26 protein-coding genes are annotated in these 26,610 nt (G+C 43.0%); 12 read left to right on the forward strand and 14 right to left on the reverse strand.

The genetic code is table 11. From position 1 onward, the window contains the following. Positions 1-53 precede the first annotated feature (53 nt). The 6 genes from sigZ to G4420_RS06175 all read right to left on the reverse strand — a co-directional run bounded on the left by sigZ (position 54) and on the right by G4420_RS06175 (position 6,724). Entirely contained in the window at positions 54-623 is a 570-nt protein-coding gene (gene sigZ / locus G4420_RS06150; protein ID WP_163322663.1) for an RNA polymerase sigma factor SigZ, read from the reverse strand. Between the two features lie 403 nt (positions 624-1,026). After that, positions 1,027-2,049, reverse strand: a complete 1,023-nt coding sequence (locus G4420_RS06155) for a tocopherol cyclase family protein (protein WP_163322664.1) — start codon at positions 2,047-2,049, stop codon at positions 1,027-1,029. Position 2,050: 1 nt separating this feature from the next. Next, on the reverse strand, positions 2,051-2,581 hold the full coding sequence (locus G4420_RS06160) for a CIA30 family protein (RefSeq protein WP_204273605.1): 531 nt from the start codon (positions 2,579-2,581) through the stop codon (positions 2,051-2,053). Positions 2,582-3,013: 432 nt separating this feature from the next. Continuing rightward, on the reverse strand, positions 3,014-4,303 hold the full coding sequence (locus G4420_RS06165; RefSeq protein ID WP_163322665.1) for an outer membrane protein assembly factor BamB family protein: 1,290 nt from the start codon (positions 4,301-4,303) through the stop codon (positions 3,014-3,016). Positions 4,304-4,600: 297 nt separating this feature from the next. Then, positions 4,601-5,548 carry an alpha/beta fold hydrolase gene (locus G4420_RS06170; RefSeq protein ID WP_163322666.1) on the reverse strand — a complete coding sequence of 316 codons (948 nt, stop codon included), beginning with the start codon at positions 5,546-5,548 and terminating at the stop codon, positions 4,601-4,603. 63 nt (positions 5,549-5,611) lie between these two features. After that, on the reverse strand, positions 5,612-6,724 hold the full coding sequence (locus G4420_RS06175; RefSeq protein WP_163322667.1) for an acyltransferase family protein: 1,113 nt from the start codon (positions 6,722-6,724) through the stop codon (positions 5,612-5,614). 286 nt (positions 6,725-7,010) lie between these two features. Here G4420_RS06175 and G4420_RS06180 point away from each other — a divergent pair, with 286 nt between their 5' ends. The 5 genes from G4420_RS06180 (at position 7,011) to G4420_RS06200 (ending at position 11,883) form a co-directional block, all read left to right on the forward strand. Next, positions 7,011-7,775 carry a hypothetical protein gene (locus G4420_RS06180; RefSeq protein ID WP_163322668.1) on the forward strand — a complete coding sequence of 255 codons (765 nt, stop codon included), beginning with the start codon at positions 7,011-7,013 and terminating at the stop codon, positions 7,773-7,775. A gap of 277 nt (positions 7,776-8,052) precedes the next feature. Continuing rightward, positions 8,053-9,342, forward strand: a complete 1,290-nt coding sequence (locus G4420_RS06185; protein WP_163322669.1) for a citrate (Si)-synthase — start codon at positions 8,053-8,055, stop codon at positions 9,340-9,342. A gap of 141 nt (positions 9,343-9,483) precedes the next feature. After that, positions 9,484-9,687, forward strand: coding sequence for a YgaP family membrane protein (locus G4420_RS06190; protein ID WP_045025779.1), 204 nt, complete (start codon positions 9,484-9,486; stop codon positions 9,685-9,687). Between the two features lie 78 nt (positions 9,688-9,765). Next, the gene (locus tag G4420_RS06195; protein WP_163322670.1) at positions 9,766-11,031 is read left to right on the forward strand and encodes a T9SS type A sorting domain-containing protein; all 1,266 of its coding nucleotides are present in this window, start codon (positions 9,766-9,768) and stop codon (positions 11,029-11,031) included. 9 nt (positions 11,032-11,040) lie between these two features. Next, complete coding sequence (locus G4420_RS06200; protein ID WP_163322671.1) at positions 11,041-11,883, forward strand: DUF5777 family beta-barrel protein; 843 nt, start codon at positions 11,041-11,043, stop codon at positions 11,881-11,883. Between the two features lie 67 nt (positions 11,884-11,950). Here the strand turns inward: G4420_RS06200 and G4420_RS06205 are convergent, their stop codons facing one another. The 3 genes from G4420_RS06205 to G4420_RS06215 form a co-directional block, all read right to left on the reverse strand. Beyond that, a complete protein-coding gene (locus G4420_RS06205) occupies positions 11,951-12,745 on the reverse strand; it encodes a hypothetical protein (protein WP_163322672.1) in 795 nt (264 codons plus the stop codon). Between the two features lie 153 nt (positions 12,746-12,898). Beyond that, complete coding sequence (locus tag G4420_RS06210; protein ID WP_163322673.1) at positions 12,899-13,369, reverse strand: SRPBCC family protein; 471 nt, start codon at positions 13,367-13,369, stop codon at positions 12,899-12,901. Positions 13,370-13,371: 2 nt separating this feature from the next. After that, positions 13,372-13,944, reverse strand: a complete 573-nt coding sequence (locus tag G4420_RS06215; protein ID WP_204273606.1) for a lipocalin family protein — start codon at positions 13,942-13,944, stop codon at positions 13,372-13,374. Between the two features lie 367 nt (positions 13,945-14,311). Between G4420_RS06215 and G4420_RS06220 the strand changes: the two genes are divergently transcribed. From G4420_RS06220 to G4420_RS06245, 6 genes are all read left to right on the forward strand, one after another. Continuing rightward, positions 14,312-15,004, forward strand: a complete 693-nt coding sequence (locus G4420_RS06220) for a queuosine precursor transporter (RefSeq protein ID WP_163322675.1) — start codon at positions 14,312-14,314, stop codon at positions 15,002-15,004. Positions 15,005-15,083: 79 nt separating this feature from the next. Further along, on the forward strand, positions 15,084-15,764 hold the full coding sequence (gene queC, locus G4420_RS06225; protein WP_163322676.1) for a 7-cyano-7-deazaguanine synthase QueC: 681 nt from the start codon (positions 15,084-15,086) through the stop codon (positions 15,762-15,764). 53 nt (positions 15,765-15,817) lie between these two features. Then, entirely contained in the window at positions 15,818-16,288 is a 471-nt protein-coding gene (gene queF, locus G4420_RS06230; RefSeq protein WP_163322677.1) for a preQ(1) synthase, read from the forward strand. Positions 16,289-16,405: 117 nt separating this feature from the next. After that, the gene (locus G4420_RS06235; RefSeq protein ID WP_163322678.1) at positions 16,406-16,996 is read left to right on the forward strand and encodes a Crp/Fnr family transcriptional regulator; all 591 of its coding nucleotides are present in this window, start codon (positions 16,406-16,408) and stop codon (positions 16,994-16,996) included. 150 nt (positions 16,997-17,146) lie between these two features. After that, positions 17,147-17,323, forward strand: a complete 177-nt coding sequence (locus tag G4420_RS06240) for a MarR family transcriptional regulator (RefSeq protein ID WP_163322679.1) — start codon at positions 17,147-17,149, stop codon at positions 17,321-17,323. A 28-nt stretch (positions 17,324-17,351) separates the two neighbouring features. Further along, on the forward strand, positions 17,352-18,080 hold the full coding sequence (locus tag G4420_RS06245) for an NAD-dependent epimerase/dehydratase family protein (RefSeq protein ID WP_163322680.1): 729 nt from the start codon (positions 17,352-17,354) through the stop codon (positions 18,078-18,080). A gap of 145 nt (positions 18,081-18,225) precedes the next feature. Here the strand turns inward: G4420_RS06245 and G4420_RS06250 are convergent, their stop codons facing one another. From G4420_RS06250 to G4420_RS06270, 5 genes are all read right to left on the reverse strand, one after another. Then, positions 18,226-19,239 carry an adenosine deaminase gene (locus G4420_RS06250; protein WP_163322681.1) on the reverse strand — a complete coding sequence of 338 codons (1,014 nt, stop codon included), beginning with the start codon at positions 19,237-19,239 and terminating at the stop codon, positions 18,226-18,228. Between the two features lie 121 nt (positions 19,240-19,360). Next, positions 19,361-20,674, reverse strand: a complete 1,314-nt coding sequence (locus G4420_RS06255) for a Gfo/Idh/MocA family oxidoreductase (protein ID WP_045025769.1) — start codon at positions 20,672-20,674, stop codon at positions 19,361-19,363. Between the two features lie 304 nt (positions 20,675-20,978). Beyond that, on the reverse strand, positions 20,979-21,974 hold the full coding sequence (locus G4420_RS06260; protein ID WP_163322682.1) for a sugar phosphate isomerase/epimerase family protein: 996 nt from the start codon (positions 21,972-21,974) through the stop codon (positions 20,979-20,981). Positions 21,975-22,056: 82 nt separating this feature from the next. After that, a complete protein-coding gene (locus tag G4420_RS06265; RefSeq protein ID WP_163322683.1) occupies positions 22,057-23,229 on the reverse strand; it encodes a Gfo/Idh/MocA family protein in 1,173 nt (390 codons plus the stop codon). A gap of 427 nt (positions 23,230-23,656) precedes the next feature. Beyond that, positions 23,657-26,038, reverse strand: coding sequence for a TonB-dependent receptor (locus G4420_RS06270; RefSeq protein WP_163322684.1), 2,382 nt, complete (start codon positions 26,036-26,038; stop codon positions 23,657-23,659). Between the two features lie 106 nt (positions 26,039-26,144). On the opposite strand from G4420_RS06270, the gene dtd reads away from it, so the two are divergent. Continuing rightward, positions 26,145-26,600, forward strand: coding sequence for a D-aminoacyl-tRNA deacylase (dtd, locus tag G4420_RS06275; RefSeq protein ID WP_163322685.1), 456 nt, complete (start codon positions 26,145-26,147; stop codon positions 26,598-26,600). Positions 26,601-26,610 lie beyond the last annotated feature (10 nt).

The raw sequence follows: 26,610 nt of genomic DNA on the forward strand, positions 1-26,610 counted from the left end.
CCCTCGCTTGCAACAGCTTGTCCCGAATTTTTTGGGAAGGGATAGAAACTGCACTAATTATTGCACGACTTGCAATAGTTCGGATTGGATTCGTAATTCATGATATTGCCATATTTATCGGTGTAGAAAATACAACATTCAGTGAGTTTTTGTTTAAGCAGCAGGCGTCCCCTGTGCACCCTGGTTTTTGCCGCAGAATACGAAATTCCCAGATAAAGGGCCAGCTCTTTTTGCGACATTCCCTTTATTTCGGATAAGATGAGTGCTTCGCGGTATTTTTCGGGCAACCGGTTGATAAAAGGTGCCACCCAGCTTTCTACTTCGTCCATAACATCGTCGCTTATCTCGTCATTTTCTTCGGGTGGTAGCGAGGCGATGTCTCCCTGTTTTTGTGCTTTCCGGTAATGATCGACGATCGTATTCCGGGTAATCTGAAACAACCAGCTTTTAATTTTTGTACTGTCTTTTAACGACTCGATATTGGTGAGCATTTTAAGAAAAACATTCTGAAGCAGGTCTTCTGCCGTTGCCTTGTCCGTCACTCTTTTGCGTATAAACCGCAATAGCTGATCGTAATACTCATTCCAGACAGTCTCGATGTGGATGTAATCTTTATTTTCCATTGTTGTTCATTCTATACTAAGTAGACGATCTTTTTGAAAAAGGTTGCAAAACCCGTTTTGTTAATCAAACAACAGCGAATGTTTTGGCTAATTTACGGTTTTTTGGGGAGGGCTGGGGAGTTCAGATTGCTTCGGTCTCCGTCGGCTGACGGATCCTTCGCAATGAAAAGATATGACTTGCTTCGTTACAAACGAGGGTAGTAAGGAGCTTTGATCAGTTTGCTTCGGTCCTTCCTCCCTCGCAATGACATAACTCTAATACACAACCGGTAGCGGACAACTAGCACTCTTGTCCCGCACGATTGTCTCCTGTCCGCTGCCCAACAACTCCAAAATGGGTGTCATTACGATCCCGATGAGTAAAACGAATCGGGAGAAGCAGTCTAATGACAGTTGAGTAATATCAGAGAGCTTCCTTCACCAAAATTTCACTGATCTTTCCGGCCACTTCGAGGGCGGCATAACGGCCGGTATCGTGAAAGATGACTTTTCCGCTTTTTTTATCGCTCAGGGTGATGTCCATTTCAGCGGTCATACTTTCGCTGATGCGACCATCCATAAAACCGGCGATTGGTGAAGCCAGTTCGGTAGCAAAATGACGGAGTGCCACTACTTCGAGGCGGTAGTTTTTGTTTTCCATCAGCAATTCCACCTGCTTTTTGTCGGCCAGCGAGCGCAACAGATTGGTGCCGTTATAGGTGGTAAACTGAAACAGCTTCCCGTCTACATACAAACCGGCAATAAAGCCCACAAAGGAACTTCGCAACCACGGAATTTTTGCCACTGAAGCTTTAAAGGAAATTCCGGGTTGGGCAAAGTGGTTCGACTGCATCCAGAAATACGCCGATGGAAAGGAATGGCCCCAGTCTTTTTCGATATAACCGCGTCCGCCGCTAAAATCGACCGACCGCCCTTGGATGTTTAAGATGCCCTCCAACTCGTGATCCATGCTGACAATGCCGTGGTAGCACTCCATAAAAGGCACAAATGTATAGGGCCCCATTATCCCAGGCGAATACCACTTATTGGGCCAGGGAACCGTGTTTTTAAACTGCAGCGTTCCTGAATAGTTGTTGAGCGCCAGTTGCATGCTGTTGCCTGTAAATTTACTCCCGTCGACACCAACAGAGAACGAACCGGAATCGGCAGTAAAGGCTTTGGCCGGAAACTGAAGGTATTCTGCTGTTTGCGCCTTTCCATCGAGCACCTGTATAAAAGCATGCTGATTGCCCTGATCGTCCATGGCAATACCGGGGATAAAGGCAAAAGCCTCCTTCCCTCCCGCCGACAAAATTTTATAGTACCAGCCTTCGAAATATCGTTTGCTGCGCCCCCAGCCGTGGTAACGCTCGGGGTGAAACAATGCTTTTATTTGTTTTATTGGGTGCATAGTTGGATTCGTGTTTCGGTTGTCAGCCGCTGGCATTCTACTCTTCTAAAAGCTCAATTTTATCGATGGTTAAACGAAAAGCCTCTTCCTTTTTATTGCCGATTAACAGGGCGAATTCTTCAATTTTCCCTCCAGTAAAATTGGGCATATCGAGGGTGCGGCCCCGAAATGAAGGGTACATATCGCTTAATGGTACTTTGATATCCTGCCAGTCGCCATTGGTGGAAAAATAGGCAATGTATGAGTAGTAGTCGTCAGCCCGGTTTTTAATACGTACCTGGTAACGTTTTCCATCGCCTTTTATCCGCAACGAAAGAAAGTTATAGCCGGTGGTTTCAATAGCCGGAAAGCGGTAGTGCACCGATGAAAATCCGCCATTGTTTTCCAGCGAAACCTGCCCTTGAAAAACGGCGTTGCCCTGTGGGTCAATTTCAAAAGAACAGGTAGAACGCCCACCCATTACATCGTCGTTAACGGAGTACCAGCCATCGAGTGTGGCGGTTTTTGTAAAATCGTACAATACCATGGTGTTCATTTGTAAAAAAACAATTACGATAAATACTACCATTTTGCAGGGATTTCATTTACGGACGATCGGCTTCATTCAACGCCCGTAAACCATTTGTTATCCTTACTAAGGTAGTGAAAAATTGGGAAGATGGGAATGAGATTAATTCGGTCTAACTCTGCCACTCGTTTGCAACGATGGGCTAACTCACCGTCGATTGTATCGACACCTGAAAATATATATTCAGCTGGTAAGTTAGACCACGCGAAAGGATTCGCGCGGCAGCGATGGAAGAAAGATTGCTTCAGTCTCCTTCAAAAGGCGGATCCTTCGCAATGCCAAAACTTTGATATAAAGAAGGCAGCGGACAATGACCTCACTCATTCCCGCATAATTGTCTCCTGTCCGTTGCCCACTAATCCCTAACACATTCGTCATTGCTATCCGTCAGCCGACGGAGAAGCAATCTAACCTACGTTGAGTTTTATAAGCCTAACTATCCTTCAGCTGCACACAAACCAGCTTCTCATTGTCGCGGGCCAAAAGTTTGCCGTTGGCATAGGCCATTGGCGACCAGGCTTGCGAACCTTTCATGGTAAAAAACGAGGCTTTGCCCATTTCTTTGTAGCCTTCGGGTGAGGGCTCGATCAGGTGCAGATCGCCGTTTTTACCGTTTTGGTTGATAATCATTCCGTCGATCATGATGATGGCTCCCAACTCGAAACCCGGTGCTGATTTCTCGGGCCAGCAGCTTTCGCCCTGCCAGTTTAAACACGACATTTCATTTACACGGTGGTTGTTGTTCAGGTAAATATGCTCTCCGATCACCACCGGAGGATGCATTTTACATCCGGCCTCTTCGGTGCGGAAAAGCTCATTAAAGCTGAATGTTTCGTCCTCCTTTTTTACTTCCAGCATTATAGTTACCGGATCGTACGCGTCTTTGTAAGCACACGAGGTGAGCAGCAAATGGGTATCGTCAACCGCTACCGGAGGCGCAATACAGGCAAACGAATCGAAGCCTTTATAGCTCCACAGTTCTTTACCGGTTTGTACTTCGAAAGACACTACCTCATCAGTAGTAAATCCATCGCCTTTTACACACGAGCTGGTCATGATTACCTGCTCAACACCACCATAGTTGCCCAATATTGGCGACACATGAAAACGGTAGCCTGTTAAACGTCGGCTTTCCCAAACCACCTCGCCACTGAGTTTATTGTAAGCCACCACCCCGGCTTTTTCGCCTTGCGGAGCTACAATTACCAAATCGCCGGTAACAATTGGTGATGCCGAAAACCCCCAGTTGTCGAGTTCGCCACCATAATCGGCCAGCAGGTTATGCGACCACACGGCTTGTTGTGTTTTTTTGTCGATACAATGAAAGTGTCCGTGCGGACCAACACTCCACACATAGTTATCGTCAACCACCGGTACTGCACGCGAACCCGGATAAGGCAATTCGCCCTCAGCTGTGTAGGTAAAGTTCCATTTTTCGGTTCCTGTTTCCAGATCGATGCAGCGTAACACATCGCTTTCACCTTTAATGCGGTCGAGGACAAACACCTCGTTGTTATATACTGCAGCTCCGCCATAACCGGGTCCCAGCGGGAACTCCCAGGCTTTATCCGGGCCATTCTCAGGCCACTGGCGCAGTATTCCTGCATCGGTGATTGTGGCATTTCTGTCGGGGCCAAGGTATTGCGGCCAGTTGTTTCCTTTTTGCTGCGAACAGCTTACTAAAATAAATGTAAATACGGCTAGAAGTAGTCGATTCTTCATGATGAGATTTTAAAATGGTTTTTCTCAAAAATAACAAAAAAGTTGCTGGCGATCATGGATGTGAGGTTAATAGGTTGTTAAGGAAGATTGCTCGTCGTCCCTCCTCGCAATGACAGGGATTCAAGTATAAGTAGGTAGCGAACAATGCACATGTTCATTCCTGCACGATTCTATCCTGTCCGCTGCTGCATATACACCAACGAGTTAGTCATTGCGGCAATCTGATGCTTAAAATCATATCGAAAAGGTGTACAGTTTGGCGCTTGGCAAAGAAACAATCTACACCAAACTCACTTCCTACTTCAGAATCGCATTAAAAAACGCCACAACATCGTCTTTTACTTCCTGTGGGTGTTCATGCCCGATGTTTTCGTAAAGCCGGATGTCGGCATTTACACCTGCATCCTTATACAGCCTGCTACACGTTTTCCATCGTTCGGACAGCATCTGTTCGCCCAGCAGTTTAAAGATCTGTTCCCGTTCCGCTTGCGAAAATGCATCGTCATAGGGCACGGCATCATTATCGTCGAGCTGCCCCATAAAATAGAACTGTGGCGTTTTTATAAAGGTTTCTTTCTGAAAAGCACTACCGGTTAATTCTTTCATGTCGTTGGTGCCAATCGGATAGTTTAGCATTTCCTCATCAAGGCTGTTTTCAGGAAGCATTAACAAGCCATTGAGTCCTCCGGCGGCCACTGCTCGAACACGGTCGGGATGAAGCAGGGTAAAACGGTTGGCAAAAGTTGCTGAGGCAGAAAATCCGCATAGCAAAAACTGATCGTGCGAAGGAATACCTTTATCGGTTAGCAGGTTTTGTGCGTGTTTATACATTTCGATAAGTTGCAGATCAATTCTTTTTAAGGGCTGTTCCTCCTGCAACATCACATCGCGGTCGAGGGCATGCGTATAAATCTTCCAGTTTGTTTTTGAGCGGGGAAACACCGGAACCAGAAGCGGACAGTTGAGCTTTCGGGCTGCATAATTTCCCAGATAGAAGTCTTTCGTTGAGGTCCGTTTGGCCTTTTCAATATGATTTTGCAAATCATCGTCGGCAAATCCCGAATTATTGGGTTCTATTAACACAAAAGCCTTTTCATCCGTTGACACCCCCTTCGGAATAAACAGGAAATAAGGGTATTGAAACGCATCTGTTTCTTTGGGTTCGATAAAAAGAAGTTCTCCGCCGGGATTACTGCATCCGGCAATAAAACCCAACAGTACAAAGTAAAGTAGGCGTTTCAGCATGGTTTGTATTCGTTAAAAAAGTAAGCTAATTCGTCTTAAAGATTCTGGTTTTATTACTTGAATTTACACCACTTTTTTCACTCCCGGCACTTGTCGGATGAGCCAGGCCAGTGCAAAACAAACCACCAGGGCCAGCGGTGCCAGCACTACTAACTTAAGCAATTGATTGATGTTTTGCCAACCCACAAAAAGGGCACTTAATGCCACAATTATGGGTGCATGAAAAATAAAAACGCCGTATGCACTGCCGGAAAGTTGCTGTGCCAAAATACCTTGTTTATTGAAATATCTTTTTGCCAGGCCAAACAGTCCGATGATCATGGCCACACAAACCAGTTGTTCCCAAATGGCCCAGACAAAACTCTGCCAGGTTGCACCTCCCACAAAAGCCTCAATACCTTTTTCCTTTCCACCAACATAAAGCACTACAGGCAGCGCTAACCAGATCATTACCTGCGCAAAAATAAACCAGCGTTTGGTACTTTTAAAGCTAATGGCTTCGAGCCAGTTGTTGTTGTAGGCGATAACCCCAAAAACCAGCATAACAATGTACTGCACAAAAAACGGGAACTGTAAATTGGTATAAGGCATGCTCCATCCCACCGGTAGCCACAGCCGGATAATATACTGGCTTAAGCCAACAATAAATGCTCCCAACACCAACATTCCGGTACCGGGAAAACTCATTTTAATGTTCCATTTCAGCTTACTGAATGGCAGGTAAAGCAGGGTGAATATAAAAAGGGTTTCAACAAACCACAAGGGACCAAACCCCCAGGCACGCGGATTGGTGAGATAATCAGTAAAAGTTATAGCATGGTGGTTGATAAAATAATCGCGAATAAAATTGGTTAACGGATTCAGGAAAAAATAAAAAACCACCAAAGGAATTCCCAGGCGTACCAGGCGGTCTTTTAAAAACCGTCCCGTTGTTTTTCGTTTTATGGAGGCGGCGGTAAAATAGGCCGATATAAAAAAGAACATGCCCATAAAAAAGGCCTGGTTGGTAATATTAAACATGGCCTGAAGTATCATTTCCGGCATACCGGCTTCCGATTCATTGTAGTACCAGTCGCCCGGCGCTCCATAGGTGATGTTAAAATGTAACAATACAACCAAACAGATTAGAAAAATGCGAAGGTTATCGATGTAAAACAAGCGAGATGTTGATGACATGGCAGTGGTAGTTTTTAGTCTGTTAACTTCATTTTGGCTTTAACGGAATCCTCATTAAACAAGTTTCCCATAATTCATTGCAAAAATTACACGTATCATCCGTTTTACGAAATGATTTCGATAAACAACTACGAATGAAGGACTAACGATGAAGGATTAACGATGAAGGATTAATGGAAATGGCTTTAAATGTTTTAGAAGGAGGTGAACCTGACAGCAAAACACTTTGATAACCAATTCGATCTGATTACGTAAAGAGAAGAGTAAATCAAAAAAAATTAACCAAATGAAAACAACAGGAATTATTATTTGTCTCTTCCTTTTTATGGGAATTGTTTCACTACAGGCACAGGAAACACCTGCCATGCCCGAGAACTTTATAGTATTTGAAGAGTTTGTACAACCTGCCGATCTGCCATCGTTTAACAAAGCTCAACAGGAGGCAATTGAACTGTGGAAAAAATTTGAATTTGATGTCCCGGTGTATACTTACAGCACCGATGTCAGTTCATTTTACTGGGTAGTACCTTTCGAGAATTTTGCTGCTTTGGACCAGGTGTTTGCAAAAGTTGGCGAATTAACCGCTAAAATGAAAGATAGCGGTTACGATGCCAGCAAAAAATTCAGAGATCTTTCTACAACGCGCGAAACGATTATTCACTGGAATAAAGATCTGTCGTACCACACCGCCGACTATGCCGGTCAAACAACAGACAACAAGTATTGCGAATGGACCTTTTTCTATTTAAAATCCGGCCATGATAAAGAAATGGCAGAAGCGGTGAAAAAATACATTGAATTTAGCAAGAACATAGACGAAAACTGGGGTTGGGATCTGTATACTGTTTCTATGGGTTACGACTCGCCATGCTGGATCGTTATGGACCGGGCAGAGAACCCGCTGTCGATGCGCAAACTGGAATCAACACTTCAGGAAAATCATTCAGAAAAACTAAGCGAGTTATGGGGCAATATACAACCACACCTCCGCAAAATGGAAGTGGTAACAGGTTGGTTCCAACCCGATTGGTCTTTGAATTTTGAGCAATAAAAGTTGCATTGGTTTCTACAACCAAACGATAAGAACAGAGGCCGGGGCTGTAAAAAAGATTATACAGCCCCGGCCTTTTTATTTAATTTTTTACTACGCGTTTCTTCTTCTGAAGCAGGCTGCTATTTCCATCCGATTTTAATGTAAGAGTATACGATTGCAAGTAAGCCAGGATGTGAAACCATATCGTTTAAATCGCAGTAAATAAATATGTAACGGACAGCAAGATTGGGCAGCTCATAAAGTGGCCTAAACTTTCGTCGATAAATTGTAAGCCATGGAACTATTGAAAAAGAATGTAAACAAGCGAAAGGAAATTCTGGGCGGGGAAATTGCCGATATTCTGAAAAACCATGCAGATACTACGATTGGAGAAATTAAAGTAAAACAGTTGCTGGGTGGCATGCGGGGAATGACTTCACTGGTGTGTAATACATCTTTTGTTGATCCTTACAAAGGATTGTTTATCAGCGAATATTCAATTCCGGAATTTGAAGACAGACTTCCTGAAGAAATATTTTATTTGCTCTGTGCCGGAAAATTTCCCGATGACGATGAAATGGCGGAATTGCGGGAAGAAATCAATGCAAGATCGAAACTTCCGAAGTTTATGTGGTCGTTTATTCGCAGTTTGCCAAAAAAAATGCACCCCATGACCCTATTTAGCATGTGTATTCTGGCCATGGAAGGTCGGTCAGTATTTAAACAAAACTACGGCACACCGGAAATGACCAAAGCGCAATACTGGGAATATACCCTTGAAGATTCGTTGAATCTTTTATCAAAACTACCAACAATTGCCGCTGCTATTTATCGTATTCATTTATTGCAAAAGCAGCCTATAGATTACAGCCCGAGGCTCGACTGGAGCAACAACCTTGCTCAAATGTTAGGAGTAAATTCCGAGCGTTCATTTTCGGAGCTGTTAAGGCTCTACCTGGTTTTGCACTGCGACCACGAGGGCGGAAACGTAAGTGCCTTTACCTCGAGGGTAGTGAACTCTGCACTTTCAAATATTTATTACGCGGCATCAGCCGGGCTTAACGGGCTGGCCGGACCATTACACGGACTGGCAAACCAGGTATGTCTGCAGTTTATTCAGGGTATTCACGCTCAATTGGGCGATTCGCCAACAACCGACGATATTACCGCCTACATCAATAATGAACTGGAAAACGGAAGAGTTATACCGGGATACGGACATGCTGTGCTTCGGATTACAGATCCGCGCTTCTCAGCATTTATGGAATTTGGAAATAAGTACTGCCCCAATTCTGCTTACCTGCAAACCGTAAAAAAACTATACTATGTGGTACCCAACATTTTAAAAGATTATAAAGGAGGAAAAGTAGCCAATCCATATCCCAACGTAGATGCTATTTCCGGTTCGCTGCTTTATCATTACGGAATTAAAAAATACAGTTTTTATACCGTATTATTCGGCCTTTCCCGGGTTCTTGGATTTTGTGCCCAAAGTGTTCTTGCCCTGGGGTTGAATCAACCAATTATACGGCCTAAAAGTGTGACCAATAAATGGTTGAAAGATACGCTTGAAAAACAAGAATAGTGTTAACTAGAAATGATAACTCTCAACACTTTATACCTTTCACTTGTTTACAATGGCAGGAAAGGTTCAGGGACAACAGATGTATCAACAACAATGTATAAAAGTGACAATTAGATCGTTAACAAAATTAAAATATAAGAGATGAAGAAAAACATGGGAATCGTTGACAGGGTTTTAAGAATTATTGTGGCCGCAGTGCTTGCTGTACTCTATTTTACAGGAACTGTAAGTGGAACGCTGGGAATCATTTTACTGGTGGTTGCAATCGTTTTTTTACTGACCAGTATTTTTAGTGTTTGTCCAATGTATTTGCCACTTGGGTTAAAAACAAATAAGGACAATTAACAACAGATTTGCCTCTTTTTTTCTGCCGGTTATAGATATAATCATCTTCTATTCCATTAAAATCTAAAATTGAGGCCTATGAAAACAAATTTTACTTTACACAGAAAACTTAGCGGATTATTAGTAATTCTTGTGCTAATTTCGGCCGCAGTGAGCAACGCACAAACCACTCACGTTGTGCAGGTTACCAGCAATGTTTTTACTCCCAGTGAACTAACTATAAATGTTGGCGATGTTGTTGAATGGAAAAACACCGAGGGCTCGCACAATGTAAATGGCACTACATCCACGTATCCCGACAATCCGGAATCGTTTGGAAACTCAGTTGGAACGGGATGGACCTTTTCGCATACTTTTACCATTGCCGGAACTTACAACTACCAATGCGATCCGCATGCAGGACAGGGAATGCGTGGTACAATAGTAGTACAATCGGCAAACAACACCGGCAAACATATGCTAACCGTTCAGTTCTCGGGCATGAATCCACATGTTGGGCAAATGCTTTACTTATCGGTAGTTGAAAAGGATTCAGGGAAAGAGGTTGCCAGAACCACAGAAACTGTAAATGCTGAATTTCAGGTACAGGTTTCAGGGTTGGAGGCAGATCATTCGTACTTTGTAAATTTCTTTGCCGACCACAACGGAAACGGTGCTTATGATGCTCCGCCAACCGACCACGCCTGGCAAATGGAACTGAACAATGTAACGGGCGATGCCACGCTTAACTTTGCCCACAATACGAGCTTTACCGACATTATGTGGCAAAATAAACTTACGGTGCAGTTCTCGGGAATGAATCCTCACGAGGGTCAAAGTCTTCATCTTTGGGTAATCGATAAAAGTGATGGCACAGAGTTATATAAAACCGAAGTTACAGTTGAAGCCGAATTTGAAATTGTGACATACGGAATTGAAACAGGCAAATCATATACCATTGATTTTTATGCCGACCACAACAGTAGCGGCAGTTACGACGCTCCTCCAACCGATCACGCCTGGCGTTTGGAGCTCAATGAGGTACTTGGCGATACCATTCTGAATTTCAGTCATAATACAAATTTCACCGACATTTTTAATGTTACCAGTGTTCGTGAACAGCAACTTAGTTCATTTATCCTGTATCCAAATCCTGCAAGCGATAGAGTAACACTCGAGTTCCATGAATTTATTACAAACGTAGAGGTTCGGATGATCGATATCAGTGGAAAAACACGCTCGGTTCGCCAAACAAATAGGGGTAACAGAACTGAACTTGATATTTCTGACTTACCTCAAGGATTGTACTTTGTTCACGTACAGGATGGCGACGAATTGCAAATCAGAAAATTAATTAAACGCTAAACGAATAATATGAAAAGAATTAGTTTGTTTTTACTGCTTCATGTAATTCTAACGTGTGCAGCTTCGGGACAGGAAGAAGAGAATGTGATTGAAAATGCTTTCCAGGGAACGCGTATTGTAAATGGTCAATCGGCCAACCTGGCGGGCGATGGCGAATTACGACTGCTCATCCAACACCGTTTTGGCGACATCAGCGGCGGCCTTTACGAATTATTTGGCCTTGATGATGCCTCAATGCGACTGGGTTTTGAGTACGGTTTCGGCAATAACTTTAACCTTGGCGTGGGGCGCAGCACCTGGTTAAAAACTTACGACGCTTTTGCGAAATATCGGTTGGTTCAGCAAAAGAGCGATTTTCCTTTTTCGGCTGTGTTAAGTGTTGGAAGTTCTGTACCTACAATTCGCGATTATTTCCCTGAAGCTTCAGACAACTTTTCGGATAAATTATCGTGGAATGCACAACTTCATCTCTCAAAAACCATGGGCATATTTGCCTTGCATCTTTCGCCGGGCTTTTTAGAAACCGGGTATCTGTATGATGTTGGGGGAAACCTTTCGGTATTTACACTCGGAACGGCAGCTTCGGTTCGAATCTCCAAAAAAGTATCTGCAAACCTGGAATACCTGGCTCCGTTCAATTCAGATATTATGGGAGACAATGCGCTTTCGTTAGGTGTTGACCTCGACACCGGAGGACACCTGTTTCAACTGGTTTTATCGAACAACAACAGGATGTTTCACCAGGCTGTGTATACCAACAGTACCGGTAGTTGGGGCGATGGAAACCTGTATTTTGGTTTTAACCTGATTCGCGAATTCAAATTGAAATACGATCCGGGGTGGACAGAATAGAACTAAAAAAAGGCGCCTGAAGCGGAAATTTCTTCAGGCGTTTTTCTTTTATTTGATAAAGTATTCCTTAATCATCGTCATGACCGTCGTGATCATCATCATAACCATCATGCTCATCGTCATCGTCGTGATGTTTGTGTTTGTAATGCGTGCGATGATCGTGCTCCAGGTTACCGATAATGGTTTGATAAATTTCGGTATTGTGATCAGATGATATCAGCAACACACCATCTACCAACTCTGCATTATCAAGATCGGCCACATCTACATCGGCCATCAGCTCATCCAAATAAAGCTGAATGATTGAGGTAAAATCGATTTCCTCTTCGGTGACTTCCACGTTTTCTTTTTCGGTTTTAAAATATACATCGTGATTCACCATCACTACAATTGGCGTCGTTCCGGTGTCGTTGGTATAAGTTCCTGCAAGGTAGAACACGGGGTCGTCGCCGGCATTTTCCTGTAATCCGCTTACTTTTAGTTCAATTTCGTCGTAATACCCCGGCTGAAGCACAAAGTTACCCATGGTAAGTTCGTTGTTTAGCAAGTCAACCATTTGGGGGCCGTACCATTTGTATTCAATTTCAATCGAGTCTTCGCCGGTAACCACACTTTTTAATTCCGCCTCGAACTTAATGCTGGAAACCACAAGATGTGCCGAATCCCAGGCAATAGATTCAGCGTCTGTTGTTACAGATTTCATTGAAGTCTGAACCGGTAAACTAAATTCTGTATTCAGTGCTTCAATACGTACACCAAATAACGATTCGCCGTCGTTAATCATATCCCCATCATCGCTGCAGGATACAAAAATGGCCGTAATCAGGGCCAGTGCAAAAACTAATCTTTTTCCTGTTTTCATAAATTTTAATTTTATTATGACTGTTGTGTATTTACAAAACGAGAACCTTCTTAATATATTTTAAGACATTTTGGTTTTCTTTTTGTTCAAACGAGAAAAAACGGTTTTTCGCTGTAGCTTAATAATTTATGAAATAGAGAGGGAAATTCACGACTATCTCAACTTTTCAGGAAAGATCTCCTCAAAAGCCTTTGTTCGGTAATCGAATATCTCCTCCAGTTTTTTGCGAATAAGCAGTGTATTGGCCAGCTGCCCAAGAACACCCAGCGGCGGACTGTAGCTCACAATGTCTTTCATTAACACACCATCCTTAACTGCCTCAATATGATGTTCGTGATGCCATAGTTTATACGGCCCAACACGTTGCTCATCAACAAAATATTTTTGCGGTTCCACATGTGTAATTTCGGTTACCCAGGTGGTAGAAATTCCCAACAATGGCCGCACCGTGTAGGCGATGATCATCCCTTCGTAAGCTGCATTGGGTAAATCGGGTGTGCGGATATCAAAACCCATGTAAGACGGTGTAATACGTTTCAGATTTTGCGGCCTGGATATAAAATCCCACACCTCGCTGATGCTGCTTTTTATGAATTGTTCGCGTTTAAATTGATAGAATGCCATTGTTAACTATTTTCTTTTTGTTTTACCTTAATCAGTGCTGAAGTATCGTATCCCCGATCGGCAATTCGCTTCAACAAATCGTTGTACACTGCAGGTGCCATTTGCGGAGTACGGTTTAATATCCACAAATATTTATCTGAACTACTGCCAATCACAGCCCACTGGTAATCCTCATCCAGCTCCAGCACATAATAATCGCCATAGAATATCCAGAAAAAGGAGACCTTTAGTTTGGCCGGTTCATTTTTCGGATCCGGAATTTTGGCATTACCTATCGCTTCGGAATATTTACCATCAAGCGTATTTTCGTAACCACTGTTTACTACTTTTATTTTGCCATCGGGGCGCATGGAATAATTAGCAGTAACGCCCACCATTCCCCGCTCAAAGCGATGATCGTAACGGGCAATTTCGTACCATGTTCCCAGGTACTTTTCGAGGTCCAGTTCCTTAACTACACTATTATCTATCATTTGCTTTTGCCCTGAACAGCCAGTAATTAAACCACTTATTATAAAGCTAAGCAGAATTAGCGAAACAGACCAGCTACGTTGAACTATTGTTTTTCTTTTCATTTTTTGTTTAATCATATATATCAAAACAATAAACAAAGTGTTTGGTTCGTGAATAGGGTAACTATTCTCTTTTGGGGATTACTTCGGCCATTCTTCCCCTACCCGTCAGCCGACGGGAGCTCCCCTTGCAAGGGGAGCATGCTCTGAGCCGGACCTGCAACATAATCCGCTTAGGCTTTACAAAGCTGTTTCCCCTTCCGAGGGGAAATGGCCACAGCCAAAGGGGTAAATGATCTGGTTCTACCCCATCCAGTTTTAGCTTCATTATTCCCAAAATAAAAAACCCTTGTTTGCTGATATTGAAAATTTTATATCTTCGCGGCATATTAACCACGTGTTCTTGATAACCACGTAAAAAACAAGAGAAATGAAGAATAAAGTATCCGTTCTGTTTATGCTTGCAGGTATTCTTTTCGCCACCTGCTTATTGATTTCCAACATTCTTGCTTCAAAAATTATGATGATCGGTCCGTGGTCAGCCCCGGCCGGAGTATTGATCTTCCCATTGGCATATATTATTAACGATGTGCTGGTTGAAGTGTGGGGTTACCAAAAAACCCGCCTCATTATTTGGGCAGGATTTGGAGTAAATGTGCTCGCCGTACTGTTCTTTACACTGGCAATTTCGGTAAATGCCGCACCTTTCTGGGAAAACCAGGATGCCTTTGCAACCGTTTTGGGCAGTACCCCGCGCATTGTAGCGGCCAGTATGCTCGCCTACCTGATGGGCTCCTTTCTGAATGCGTATGTTATGAGTAAATTTAAGGTACTTACCAAAGGAAAAGGCTTTTCGCTGCGTGCCATTGTTTCAACGCTGGTTGGTGAAGGTGCTGATTCAGCTATCTTTATTACCATTGCATTTGCGGGAATATTTCCTGTAAATGCGCTGCTTACCATGATTGTAACACAGGCGATTATTAAAACGGTGTACGAAATTGCCATTCTTCCGCTTACCATTTGGGTGGTTGGCAAAGTGAAAAAAGTGGAAGGTATTGATACCTATGATTACCAGGTTTCGTATAATCCATTCAAATTGAAGTTTGAAGGACTGAGGGACTGATAAACTGAGGGACTGAGGGATTGATTTATGAATGCAGAAATGCTTCATTGCAAGAATGCTTTAATACACTTTAGGCAAAATGAATTCTACAGCTAATACAGATAAGAAAAAAGCGCTGGTGGTTTTTTCGGGCGGACAGGATTCTACCACCTGCCTGTTTTGGGCTAAACGCAAATTCGACGAGGTTTATGCCATTGCATTTAACTACGGTCAGCGCCATGCCGTTGAGCTGGAATCGGCAAAAATAATCGCCGAAACAGCCGGTGTGCCATTACAGGTTTTTCCGATGGATCTGATCTCGCAACTCAGCCGGAATTCGTTAACGCACCATAGCATGCAGGTAGATCGCAATAAACCGGAAGACACGCCACCCAATACGCTGGTGGAAGGCCGGAATATGTTGTTTTTAACCTACGCCGCTATTTTTGCCAAGGTGCATAATATACACCATTTGGTTACGGGTGTGGGGCAGGCCGATTTTAGCGGTTACCCCGATTGCCGCAACGATTTTATCGTGTCGCTGAATGAAACGCTGAACCTGTCGATGGATTATCCGTATCAGATTCATACACCGCTGATGTGGAAGAACAAAAGCGAGATATGGCAACTTGCTGATGAGCTTGGAGTTTTTGAACTGGTACAAAACGAAACCGTTACCTGCTACAATGGCGTTAAAGGAAAAGGATGTGGGGAGTGCCCGGCTTGTGAGCTGCGGAATAAAGGGCTTGAAAAATTTTTGGAAAAGAAGGAGAATACGTAATTGAGTGAATGAGTAATTGAGGATTTTTAGAACATTTATTACTAGACAGAACAATGAGCGAATTAAAACACCTGGGAAACGAAACGAATTACGATTTTAACTATCGTCCGGATGTACTGGAATCATTTGATAATAAACACCCTGAAAATGACTACTGGGTAAAATTTAACTGCCCCGAATTTACCAGTTTGTGCCCCATTACCGGACAGCCCGATTTTGCTACCATCTACCTCAGCTATATTCCTGATGAAAAGCTGGTAGAAAGCAAAAGCCTGAAGCTTTATCTGTTTAGTTTCCGCAACCACGGTGCTTTTCACGAGGATTGTATCAATATGATAATGAAAGATTTGATCGCGCTGATGAATCCAAAGTACATTGAAGTGTGGGGAAAATTTTTGCCACGTGGAGGCCTCAGCATCGATCCCTTTTCAAACTACGGAAAACCCGGAACGAAATACGAAGAAATGGCCTGGTTTCGGATACAAAACCATGATTTGAATCCCGAGGTGATTGATAACCGGTAATAGACTTGTTAAATGCATTATCATCAGAAGGCTTAACAGGAGCACCCCATTCTAACATAGCCAATTGCTTACCGAGAAAAATAGCAAAATATATTCTCAAATCAGAATCAGCAACATATGCAAATAACACTAAAAGAGCACATTAAACGATTTGTTGATTTCAGTGATGAGGATGAACAAATACTAAATGAATACATAAAATCATTCTCGGTACAAAAAAAGGAAGACCTGCTTTCGAATGGCCAAATATGCAGGTCGATGTATTTTGTTGAAAAGGGCTGCTTACGGATGTTTTTTATCAACTCAAAATCAGCAGAACAAATAACACAATTTGCCATTGACGGTTGGTGGATTTCCGATCTTTTCAGTTTTATGGACAATACACCTTCTGAATATACGATTCAAACAATAGAGGCATCAAAAATTGTAGCAATCGATAACCGTGTTTATAACATTTTGCTTGAAAAACTGCCTCAGCTGGAGCGGTATTTCAGAATAATTATGCAGAAAAACCTTGCAGCATCGCAGCTTCGTGCTAAGTACATGTACGAAATGACGAAAGAAGAATTTTACTTCCATTTCAGCACCTCGTTCCCTGAGTTTATGCAACGTGTTCCGCAATACATGGTCGCTTCTTACCTTGGGCTAACTCCCGAATATGTGAGTGAATTACGAAAAAGAAATACTGACAATTCTATTACGAAATAAGGTAAAGCTTTCACTCTTGTTAAATTTTGAAAGTAGAATAAGTCACTCTCCGATTTAGTTTTGATAGACTCCCCGATTTCTTAAGCCAGTTTAATTTTTCTGAAAAAACTTGCCAATATCTTTGCTGCGTAAATAATTAATGAAATTAGTATGGAAGCAAAAGAGATCGTTTTGGAGGCTATGAAAAAAAGCGGCACTCCGTTAAACGCGGGAAAAATTGTTGATATAACCGGTCTTGACCGGAAAGTTGTTGACAAAGCAATGGCACAGCTAAAAAAGGAAGATGTCATTGTATCGCCAAAGCGTTGTTACTGGCAGGCAAAATAATTCACTCACAAAATTTAAGAAAAAAAGTATGTCGAAAACTATATTTTTAGCAGGAGCTACCGGCGCAATTGGTCAGGTACTCACACCTCTACTGATCGAAAACGGATGGAAAGTGTATGGCACAACCCGTTCAAAAGACAAAATAACTCTACTTCAGGAATTGGGCGCTGAACCCGTTGTAATAGACGTGTATGAAGCCGGGCGCTTAAAAGATATTCTTATCGAAATAAAACCGGATGTTGTAATAAACCAGCTCACCGATCTTCCGTATGCCTTAAATGCCGATGAAATGCCAGTTGCATTAGTGCGTAATGCAAGGTTGCGTACCGATGGCACAAAAAACCTGGTAGAAGCTGCACTATCGGCAGGTAGCAAACGGATTATTGCACAAAGTATATCATTTGTATATGATGAGGGCCCAATCCCGCATCTTGAAGAAGATCCTTTACTGCCATTGTCGCACCCGGTTTATGGCGAAACAGCTGAAGGTGTCCGTAATTTAGAGCGTCAGGTACTTGAATCGGGAATGGAAGGAATAGTGCTGCGCTACGGTTTACTGTACGGGCCAAAAACCGGTTTTGATGCCCCGATAGCCCCTGCATCGGTTCATGTTGAAGCTGCCGCAAAAGCTGCGGAAATTGCTGTAATAAAAGGCAAAACGGGCATTTACAACGTTGCAGAAGCCGATGAGTCGTTGTCGTGCGAAAAATCCATTAAAGCTTTTGACTGGAATGCCAATTGGAGGGTAACGCAATAATTTTGTCTTCACGAATCCTTAACATTCAGCAAAAAAAATGAAGAAGCATATTATTTACCGCTTCTTCATTTTTGTACTCGCAGGGGAATCATTCATTACTGATTTGAAAACAAAATCCGAATTTAACAGGTGCCTGATGAACTGACTAGCTACTCAGCTTCGCAATCTCATCCAGCCAATTTTTTTTCTCCTCATCTGCAAGGAAACTGGCTTTAAACGAATTGGCCGCGAGTTTTACGATATCTTCGTTTGAAAGATTAAGCGCCTCGGCAACAGCATGAAAATTGGCATTCATATAACCGCCAAAATACGCCGGATCGTCGGAGTTAACGGTAGCAACAATGTTATGATACAGAAGCTTTTTTAGCGGGTGATCAACCAAATCATTCACCACTTTCAGCTTCAGGTTCGACAGCGGACAAACGGTTAACGGCATTTCAATACGCGCCAGTTCATCCAGTAATTCGGGATCATCGATAGAACGCACACCATGGTCGATACGCGCTACCTTTAGCATATTTATTGCATCCCAAACGTTTTGTGCAGGTCCTTCTTCGCCGGCATGAGCCACTGTCAGAAATCCTTCGGACCGCACTATTTCAAACACCTTTTTAAACTTGGCCGGTGGATGACCTTTTTCGCTTGAATCGAGTCCATAAGCGGTGAATAATTCACCAAACTGCAACGATTCTTTAAAAGTCTTGATGGCATCCTCCTCACTCAGGTGACGCAAAAAATTTGGAATAAGGCGGTAAGTTATGCCCCATTCATTACGGGCATCGATACAGGCCTGTAAAATGCCGTTAATTACATTTTCAAACGGAACGCCGCGCTGTGTATGTGTTTGCGGATCGAAAAAGATTTCGGTATGTACCACCTTATCTTCGTAGCACTTTTTCAGATAAGCTTTTGTGAGATCGTAGAAATCCCGCTCGTAAAGCAAAACATACGCACCTGCATAATAAAGATCCAAAAATTCCTGGAGGTTATTGAATTGATAGGCCGCATGCAGCTCATCAACTGATTTATATTTTAACCGAATATCATTCCTTTCGGCAATGGTAAACATCAGTTCCGGTTCAAAAGTGCCTTCTATGTGTACATGCAATTCGGCTTTAGGAATCGAATTTATCAGCTCAACTTGTTTTCTGTTACTCATGCTTTCAATCTTTATTCAAAGATAAGGATACGGCACCTTATTAAGCAAATAGAAAATCGGATTCATAAAAAAGCAGACCCGATATAAGCCTGCTTTTTCAAAATATCTGGTATTTGTCTTTTTATACTTTAGGTAACTCCCATGGTGCGCGGTAGGTTGGCACCAATAGTTCGTTAGCTGCATCGTTACCAATAAATTTGCTGTTATCGGCATCCCAGTAAAGACGCTGACCGGTTTTTAAAGCCAGGTTACCCAGATGGGCTACACGAGCGGTATTGGCAGCAATCCCAACATTACAGTTCGTATTCTGATCGCCATCTTTAATACAATCGATAAAGTTAGCCATGTGGTTGTTCAATCCCTGTCCATCGCCTTTTTTCAATTCTACGCGATCCATTTTGGGGTTTCTTCCACCTTCCGGAATAACTTCCCATCCGTTACGGTCAACCACCAAAGTTCCGTTGTTACCAACAAAACCTACACCGTGGCTACGGCCGTAGTAACCACCATCGATTCCCAGGCCATGATCCCAAAGTAATGTATAGTCGTCGAATTCGTATAAAGCCTGCATGCTGTCAGGAGTTTCGCAAGCATCCTCAGGATAGGCGAATTTGCCACCCATTGCCATGACCGATTTAGGCGCTTTGGCTTTCATTCCAAATAAACCGTAATCGATGATGTGTACTCCCCAGTCGGTCATTAATCCACCGGCATAATCCCAGAACCAGCGGAAATTAAAGTGAAAACGGTTCGGGTTAAACGGACGTGCTTTTGCCGGTCCTAACCACATATCGTAATCAACACCTTCAGGAACAGGTCCGTCGGGCATTACCGGAATTGATTTCATCCATCCCTGGTACGACCAGCAACGTACGGTACGAATTTTACCCAGCGCGCCGGTGTATACAAAATCAACCGCTTCTTTCCAGTGCTTATCGCTTCGCTGCCACTGCCCTACCTGGGCAATTGTTCCGTAACGTTTCCACGCACGTTCCATGATGTTGATTTCTTCGATGTAGTTTGCAAGCGGTTTTTCACAGTAAATGTGTTTTCCTTCCTGCGCCGCATAAACAAACGGCAAACAGTGCCAATGGTCGGGTGTACCAATAATGATCACATCAATACCGGGTTCTTCCAGTAATTTTCTGAAATCCTTGAATCCTTTTGGTTTGGTTCCCTGAATCTTTTCAACGTCTGCAATACGCTGATTCAAAACGTTTTCATCAACATCGCAAATGGCGCCACACTCGGTATTTTTTTGCTTTAAAAAGGCTTGCAAATCACTAAATCCCATTCCTTTTGCCCCAATCAAAGCACAAACCAGTTTATCGTTTGCTCCCGAGCACGATTCCATCGCTAAAGGCATTCCTGACGCAATCCCTACGCCAGCTGTTGCCATTGCCGATGTTTTGATAAAGTCTCTTCTATTAGTCATTTTATTTTTAGTTGGTATTAGAAAATAAATCTTAATTCATTTGTAATTCGTTCAGGAAGACCTTCCATCGCGTAACCGACCCCAAATTTGTAGAATAATTTTAAGTTATCCATTTTTAATGCCGTTTTTTTGGCATGCATCGCACACTTATTAATGTATTTTACAACAGATTTTTTGGCCCGGATTATAAATTCACTCTCCTTTTATTCAAACACTAGCTTAATATAGGCTTGTTTGTTCTACGTAATAGTTCGAAAAAAAGAAAGCCGGAAACAATTTGCTCCCGGCCTTACACGTCTTCTTTTTATTCTTTTTGCATGGCATCGTCAAATGCTACATCCGATGGCGCAAAATCAATCTTTTTAACAAACTCACAGGCTTCTGCCGCCCCGGCTTCACGGTTCATCCCGCTATCTTCCCATTCTACGGAGAGCGGCCCGTTATAACCGATATCATTCAGCGCCCGGATAATGTTTTCGAACTCAATTTTACCCCGTCCCAAACTGCGGAAATTCCAGTAACGACGGTTGTCACCAAATTCCATATGGCCACCAAAAACGCCCACTCCGGTTGGCACATCGCTCCAGTAAACATCTTTCATATGAACATGGAAAATACGATCGGCAAACTCGTAGATAAAACGCACATAATCAACATGCTGATAGCCAAAATGGCTGGGATCGTAGTTAAATCCAAATGCCGGATGATAATCCAATGCTTTTAGTGCCAGGTGTGCAGTGTGAATATCAAAAGCAATTTCGGTAGGATGTGCTTCTAACGCAAATTTTACTCCAAGGCTTTGGTACTCATCAAGAATCGGTTTCCAGCGCCGTGCAAAATCGGCATAACCTTCTTCAATCATTTCAGGTGATACCGGCGGAAACGAATATAACATGTGCCAAATCGGGCTTCCGGTAAATCCAGCCACGGTATCCACTCCCAGTCGCTTGGCTACTTCGGCTGTTTTTACCATTTCTTCAGCTGCCCGCTGACGTACGCCCTCCGAATCGCCATCTCCCCAAACATGCGGGCTGGCTATACTTTTGTGCCGTTTATCAATCGGATCGCAAACACACTGGCCATCCAAATGTGTTGAGATCGTATACAATTCGAGGTCGTATTTATTGAGTAATTCTCTTCTGTTGTCGCAGTACGCCTGATCGGCTTTTGCAACTTCCATGTGATCGCCCCAGGTACATAGTTCCAAACCATCGTAGCCAAATTGTTTTGCTTTCTGGCACATGGTTTCAATAGGCAAATCGGCCCATTGTCCGGTAAAAAGTGTTACTGGTCTTGCCATTATTGTTGTAGTTTTAAGTTCAGATTTTCATGTTATTTAATTGAGCAGGTGACTTGAAATCAGCTGCTCAATCGCTTCAAAATTAATCGATTGTTTCGCCAAATTTTACCCATTTCACCTCGTCGTTGTATCCGGCACTAACTACGGTATCGATAAACTGCATGCCGCGAATACCGTCTTCCACGCCCGGGAAATCCAGCATTTCGGGTGTAGGTTCTTCGCCGTTGGCTTTTGCACGAACGGTAAGTGCAAAATTGCGGTAGATATTGGCAAAAGCTTCCAGGTAACCTTCAGGATGTCCGCCAGGTGTTCGTGTATTATGCAAGGCTGCCGGAGCATCCAAACTGGTTCCGGTTCTTAAGATCTGTACCGGTTGGTCGATCCATTTTAAAATTAAAGTATTGGGTTCGTGCTGGTTCCATTCCAGGCCACCTTTTTCGCCGTAAACCCTTATTTTAACTGCGTTTTCTTCGCCGGCTGCAACCTGACTGGCCATAAGAACACCTTTGGCTCCGTTATCGAAACGCAACAAAGCAGCACCGTCATCGTCCAATAAACGATTAGGAACAAAAACATTAATTTCAGCACAAAGCTCTGTAACTTTTAATCCTGTAATATATTCGGCCAACTGATGTGCGTGCGTTCCAATATCTCCCATACAACCGGCTTTCCCAGATTTTTTTGGGTCGGTACGCCAACTTGCCTGGGCATTTCCTGCATCTTCCACTTTTGATGAAAGCCACCCCTGCGGATATTCAACATATACTTTTCTGATTTTTCCCAAACGTCCTTCGGCAACCATATGTTTTGCCTGTTTTACAGCCGGGTAGCCCGAATAAGTATGCGTTAATGCAAAAGTTAAACCTGTTTTGTTGATTTGTTCTTTTAGTTGATATGCCTCATCCAAGGTAAAAGTTATCGGCTTATCAAGCACCACATTAAAACCATGTTCAAGCGCCATCATGGCCGGTGCAAAATGCACAAAATTGGGTGTTACTATCGAAACAAAATCCATTCGTTCGCCTTCCGGAAGTTTGGCTTCCTTTTCAAACATTTCCTGATAGGTTTCATAGACTCTGTTTTCTGGCAAATAGTATAATTTTCCCGATTGTTTTGATATTTCAGGGTTTACACTAAAACAACCGCAAACAAGTTCAATTTGGTTGTCCATAAAAGCTGCCAACCGGTGTATTGCACCAATAAACGCGTCGGTGCCTCCACCAACCATTCCCATACGAAGTTTTCGATTCATCATGATCTATTTAGTTTATATTGATTCAGTATTATTTCATAAAATTAAGAACTCTTTTTAAGGAAGCAATAAAATACATCTACTTCTTTCTGTTCTATTCTGTTTACTTCCGGTACTCTATTGATAAATTTGGAGTACACGTATAAAATATCGTTATGAACTCCCAGTATAAGGATTCACAAAACACTGTCTTATACCTATTCGGATTGATTTATTTTACAAGACTCAAAAAGGTTGTATGAATGAACTACCCTGTCGCGGAGTAGACGGGTATCCACAAGTATGATGCTTCGCAATTGACCTCAGCGATCTGGTTATCAGACTACCGACAGGCAAGTTAACCCCATTAAATCCCAACGGCAGATCATTGGGATCAGCTCTACTTTATCATTTAAGGGCACTTTGTTTCTGAAATTAGCGTCTCACTGAATTAAAATTCAATAATAATTCCGATGGTTGGTAAAACGGTTCCCGACTTGCTTTCAATTTCATTCAGCACATAACGCGTTCCGTTGTCGGTTGTAAGGAAATTCCCGTTGGCATCTTCGGCACGAACTACAATATCGTTTTCCTGTGCCTGGAAATTGTAAAGGTTTTGAATATCGATGTAAAATTTAGCGGTGAGTTTTTCGAAATAATAGGATTTATCTACACGAATATCAAGCTGATGAAAAGGGTCAAAGCGTTTGACATTAAGCTGCGTATAATCGTAATACGGTCCGCCTTGCAGGTTCCAGGCTTCCACCAGCGATGATTTTTCTATATCCCACGGCGTATAAGGCAAACCACCCACAAAACGCCAGCGTGCACCTACGCGCCAGTTGCGTTTCAGGTCTTTTGTGGTGGTGAGTGTAATCAGGTGCTTCGCGTCCCAGCTTGATGGAATATATGAACCTTCTCCGTCATTAAATTCACTACGCACCAAAGTGTACGACAGGTTAAAATTAAATCCGTCGGTTGAATTAATACGCGCCTGAAACTCTGCTCCGTAAGCTCTTCCCTCCGATGTTGAAAGCACTTCTTCATCGCCAACCACGCCATAATCGGCTCCCAGATTCGCCAGACTTACCTGGTCGTTCACCGAATACGGATATTGTGAATAACCTTTCCAGAATGCCTCGGCCGATAACTGCACCGCTGGTCGGGGACGAAATTCCAAACCTCCAATAACATGATCCACTGCAATGTATTTCAGATTGTTGGCTTTATTTACCAAAACATCGTTCTGCTTGTAGCCCAGCGTTGTATAAGCCGGCAATTGGTAATAACGTCCGGTGTTAAAATTCAGGCTCCACTGATCTGTTAGAGTGTACGATGCTGAAAATCGCGGCGAGAACTGATCCAGCAAGTTCTTCATGCTCGACGAGTAATTGTTCGCATCAGCGCGCACGCCCAGCGAAAGTGCCAAACGCTCGCTAAAAACCGACTTGCTGATCTGTGCAAACAGTCCGTATTTCACGAGGTTAAGATCGGTGTTGTAACTCACATCAACCGGCTGGCCCTCGTAAAATCGGCGGAATTGCGAACTGTTTTTGTAACTCACAAAATCGAGATTGGCACCAAAATTCAGTTTAAAACCATCCATACGCGAAGTGTTCTCAAAACGAAACTTATTTTCCGCTTCTTGCGAATCGTAATCAAGAATTTTATTCTCATCCGAACTCTCGTCGTTATCAAGGTATTTGTAGGCGTTATTGTCTAAATGACTGCGACTTGCAACAAACGTCTGATAGCTGTTATCGCGATAATGTTTGTATACGGCACCCACCGTGTACGACCATTGTTTGTTCACCGGAATTTCGCTGAGAATATACTTTTGCTCGTCGTCGGGATCTTCAATATCTTCATTCAGTTCAAACAAATCATTGGCTCCCAAACCAATCAGGGTCAGCTCGTTCTTTTTATCAAAACGGGTGCGTACTTTAAACTGCATATCGGTAAATGTGGGTAGAAACGGCAATTCCAGCGCGCTAAACAAAAACTGCAGATACGACTGACGTATTGAAACAACAAAGTTTGTCTTTTCTCCAATGGGGCCATCCAAAGTTGCTGCAATTTCCGATGCACCAAGCGTTCCATGAAAATTTAGTTTCTCCTCGTTCCCATCGATCTGGTAAAATTCCATCACACCGCTTAAAGCATTTCCACGGTTGGCCGGGAAAGCGCCGGAGTAATAATTGACCTCGCGAATAAAATCGGCATTTAAAATACCGACGGGACCTCCGGAAGCACCTTGCGTTGCAAAGTGGTTGATAAACGGCACCTCAACACCATCGAGGTAAAAACGACTTTCCGACGGGCCACCACCACGGATAATAATATCGTTTCGGAAAGCCGGCGTTGACTGCACCCCGGGGAACGACTGAATGATCTTTGAAATATCGCGGTTGGCACCGGGACTTTTTTCAATTTCGCCAATACCAATACTTCGCAAGGAAACCGGGCTCTCAATGGTTTTTCGGAATGGCGAAGCCGTAACTGTAACCTCATCCAGTTCTGATACCGCTTTTTGCAACAATATTTCTACAAAAGCAGTGCTCGAATTATTTACTTCTACCTCCGAAGAAATGGCCTTTTTATAGCCAACAAAACTGGCTTCGATACGAATAAAACCCGGGGTCAGGTTTCTAAACTCAAAATGACCTGTCTCGTCTGTTACTGTTCCGTTTGAAGTTCCCGAAACCAGCACATTTACAAAAGGTAAGGGCTCGTTACTAACTGCATCTACCACTTTTCCGGTAACTGCAGCGTTTTGTGCAAGTATGCATATTGGCAATCCAAATAAAAGCAAAATTAATCCGACTTTTCTCATTGATTCTGTTTAATTTTTCCGTCAAAAAACCCAACAAAACTAATGAATAAAAGTTGAGAAAGGTTTATTGTTTTTATAAATTAGCCATCGAAAAATTGAAAAGCAAATGCGTGTTGTCATTCAAAAAGTAAAAGAAGCTTCGGTAACGGTTGAAGGCGAAAAAATATCGGCCATAAAAAATGGTTTATTGATTCTGGTGGGAATAGAAAACGAGGATACACAGGAAGACATTGATTACCTGGTAAAAAAGTCGACACAGTTGCGGGTTTTCGACGATGAGAACGGTGTGATGAACCGCTCGGTTATGGATGTTGACGGCGATATAATTGTGGTAAGCCAGTTTACGCTGCAGGCCAACACCAAAAAAGGCAACCGCCCATCGTACATCCGGGCTGCCAAACCCGATATTTCCATCCCGATGTATGAAAAATTTGTGGCCGCCATGGAAACAGCTCTCGGCAAAAAAGTAGGAACCGGAAAATTCGGTGCTATGATGGATGTGGCGCTGATTAACGATGGGCCGGTAACCATTATTATCGACTCGAAACAAAAGGATTTTTAATCCCACATGA

It is taken from the genome of Draconibacterium mangrovi, from assembly GCF_010586825.1.
GTDB lineage: Bacteria > Bacteroidota > Bacteroidia > Bacteroidales > Prolixibacteraceae > Draconibacterium > Draconibacterium mangrovi.

Bases quoted from the DNA above. Each gene is read 5' to 3' on its own strand.
- G4420_RS06265 (WP_163322683.1), bottom strand. From the start codon at position 23,229: ATGATGAATCGAAAACTTCGTATGGGAATGGTTGGTGGAGGCACCGAC.
- G4420_RS06195 (WP_163322670.1), top strand. From the start codon at position 9,766: ATGAAAACAAATTTTACTTTACACAGAAAACTTAGCGGATTATTAGTA.
- dtd (WP_163322685.1), top strand. From the start codon at position 26,145: ATGCGTGTTGTCATTCAAAAAGTAAAAGAAGCTTCGGTAACGGTTGAA.
- G4420_RS06210 (WP_163322673.1), bottom strand. From the start codon at position 13,369: ATGGCATTCTATCAATTTAAACGCGAACAATTCATAAAAAGCAGCATC.
- G4420_RS06220 (WP_163322675.1), top strand. From the start codon at position 14,312: ATGAAGAATAAAGTATCCGTTCTGTTTATGCTTGCAGGTATTCTTTTC.
- G4420_RS06160 (WP_204273605.1), bottom strand. From the start codon at position 2,581: ATGGTAGTATTTATCGTAATTGTTTTTTTACAAATGAACACCATGGTA.
- G4420_RS06175 (WP_163322667.1), bottom strand. From the start codon at position 6,724: ATGTCATCAACATCTCGCTTGTTTTACATCGATAACCTTCGCATTTTT.
- queF (WP_163322677.1), top strand. From the start codon at position 15,818: ATGAGCGAATTAAAACACCTGGGAAACGAAACGAATTACGATTTTAAC.
- G4420_RS06205 (WP_163322672.1), bottom strand. From the start codon at position 12,745: ATGAAAACAGGAAAAAGATTAGTTTTTGCACTGGCCCTGATTACGGCC.
- G4420_RS06240 (WP_163322679.1), top strand. From the start codon at position 17,147: ATGGAAGCAAAAGAGATCGTTTTGGAGGCTATGAAAAAAAGCGGCACT.
- G4420_RS06190 (WP_045025779.1), top strand. From the start codon at position 9,484: ATGAAGAAAAACATGGGAATCGTTGACAGGGTTTTAAGAATTATTGTG.
- sigZ (WP_163322663.1), bottom strand. From the start codon at position 623: ATGGAAAATAAAGATTACATCCACATCGAGACTGTCTGGAATGAGTAT.
- G4420_RS06250 (WP_163322681.1), bottom strand. From the start codon at position 19,239: ATGAGTAACAGAAAACAAGTTGAGCTGATAAATTCGATTCCTAAAGCC.
- G4420_RS06245 (WP_163322680.1), top strand. From the start codon at position 17,352: ATGTCGAAAACTATATTTTTAGCAGGAGCTACCGGCGCAATTGGTCAG.
- queC (WP_163322676.1), top strand. From the start codon at position 15,084: ATGAATTCTACAGCTAATACAGATAAGAAAAAAGCGCTGGTGGTTTTT.
- G4420_RS06270 (WP_163322684.1), bottom strand. From the start codon at position 26,038: ATGAGAAAAGTCGGATTAATTTTGCTTTTATTTGGATTGCCAATATGC.
- G4420_RS06155 (WP_163322664.1), bottom strand. From the start codon at position 2,049: ATGCCAGCGGCTGACAACCGAAACACGAATCCAACTATGCACCCAATA.
- G4420_RS06200 (WP_163322671.1), top strand. From the start codon at position 11,041: ATGAAAAGAATTAGTTTGTTTTTACTGCTTCATGTAATTCTAACGTGT.
- G4420_RS06255 (WP_045025769.1), bottom strand. From the start codon at position 20,674: ATGACTAATAGAAGAGACTTTATCAAAACATCGGCAATGGCAACAGCT.
- G4420_RS06170 (WP_163322666.1), bottom strand. From the start codon at position 5,548: ATGCTGAAACGCCTACTTTACTTTGTACTGTTGGGTTTTATTGCCGGA.
- G4420_RS06235 (WP_163322678.1), top strand. From the start codon at position 16,406: ATGCAAATAACACTAAAAGAGCACATTAAACGATTTGTTGATTTCAGT.
- G4420_RS06180 (WP_163322668.1), top strand. From the start codon at position 7,011: ATGAAAACAACAGGAATTATTATTTGTCTCTTCCTTTTTATGGGAATT.
- G4420_RS06185 (WP_163322669.1), top strand. From the start codon at position 8,053: ATGGAACTATTGAAAAAGAATGTAAACAAGCGAAAGGAAATTCTGGGC.
- G4420_RS06215 (WP_204273606.1), bottom strand. From the start codon at position 13,944: ATGAAAAGAAAAACAATAGTTCAACGTAGCTGGTCTGTTTCGCTAATT.
- G4420_RS06260 (WP_163322682.1), bottom strand. From the start codon at position 21,974: ATGGCAAGACCAGTAACACTTTTTACCGGACAATGGGCCGATTTGCCT.
- G4420_RS06165 (WP_163322665.1), bottom strand. From the start codon at position 4,303: ATGAAGAATCGACTACTTCTAGCCGTATTTACATTTATTTTAGTAAGC.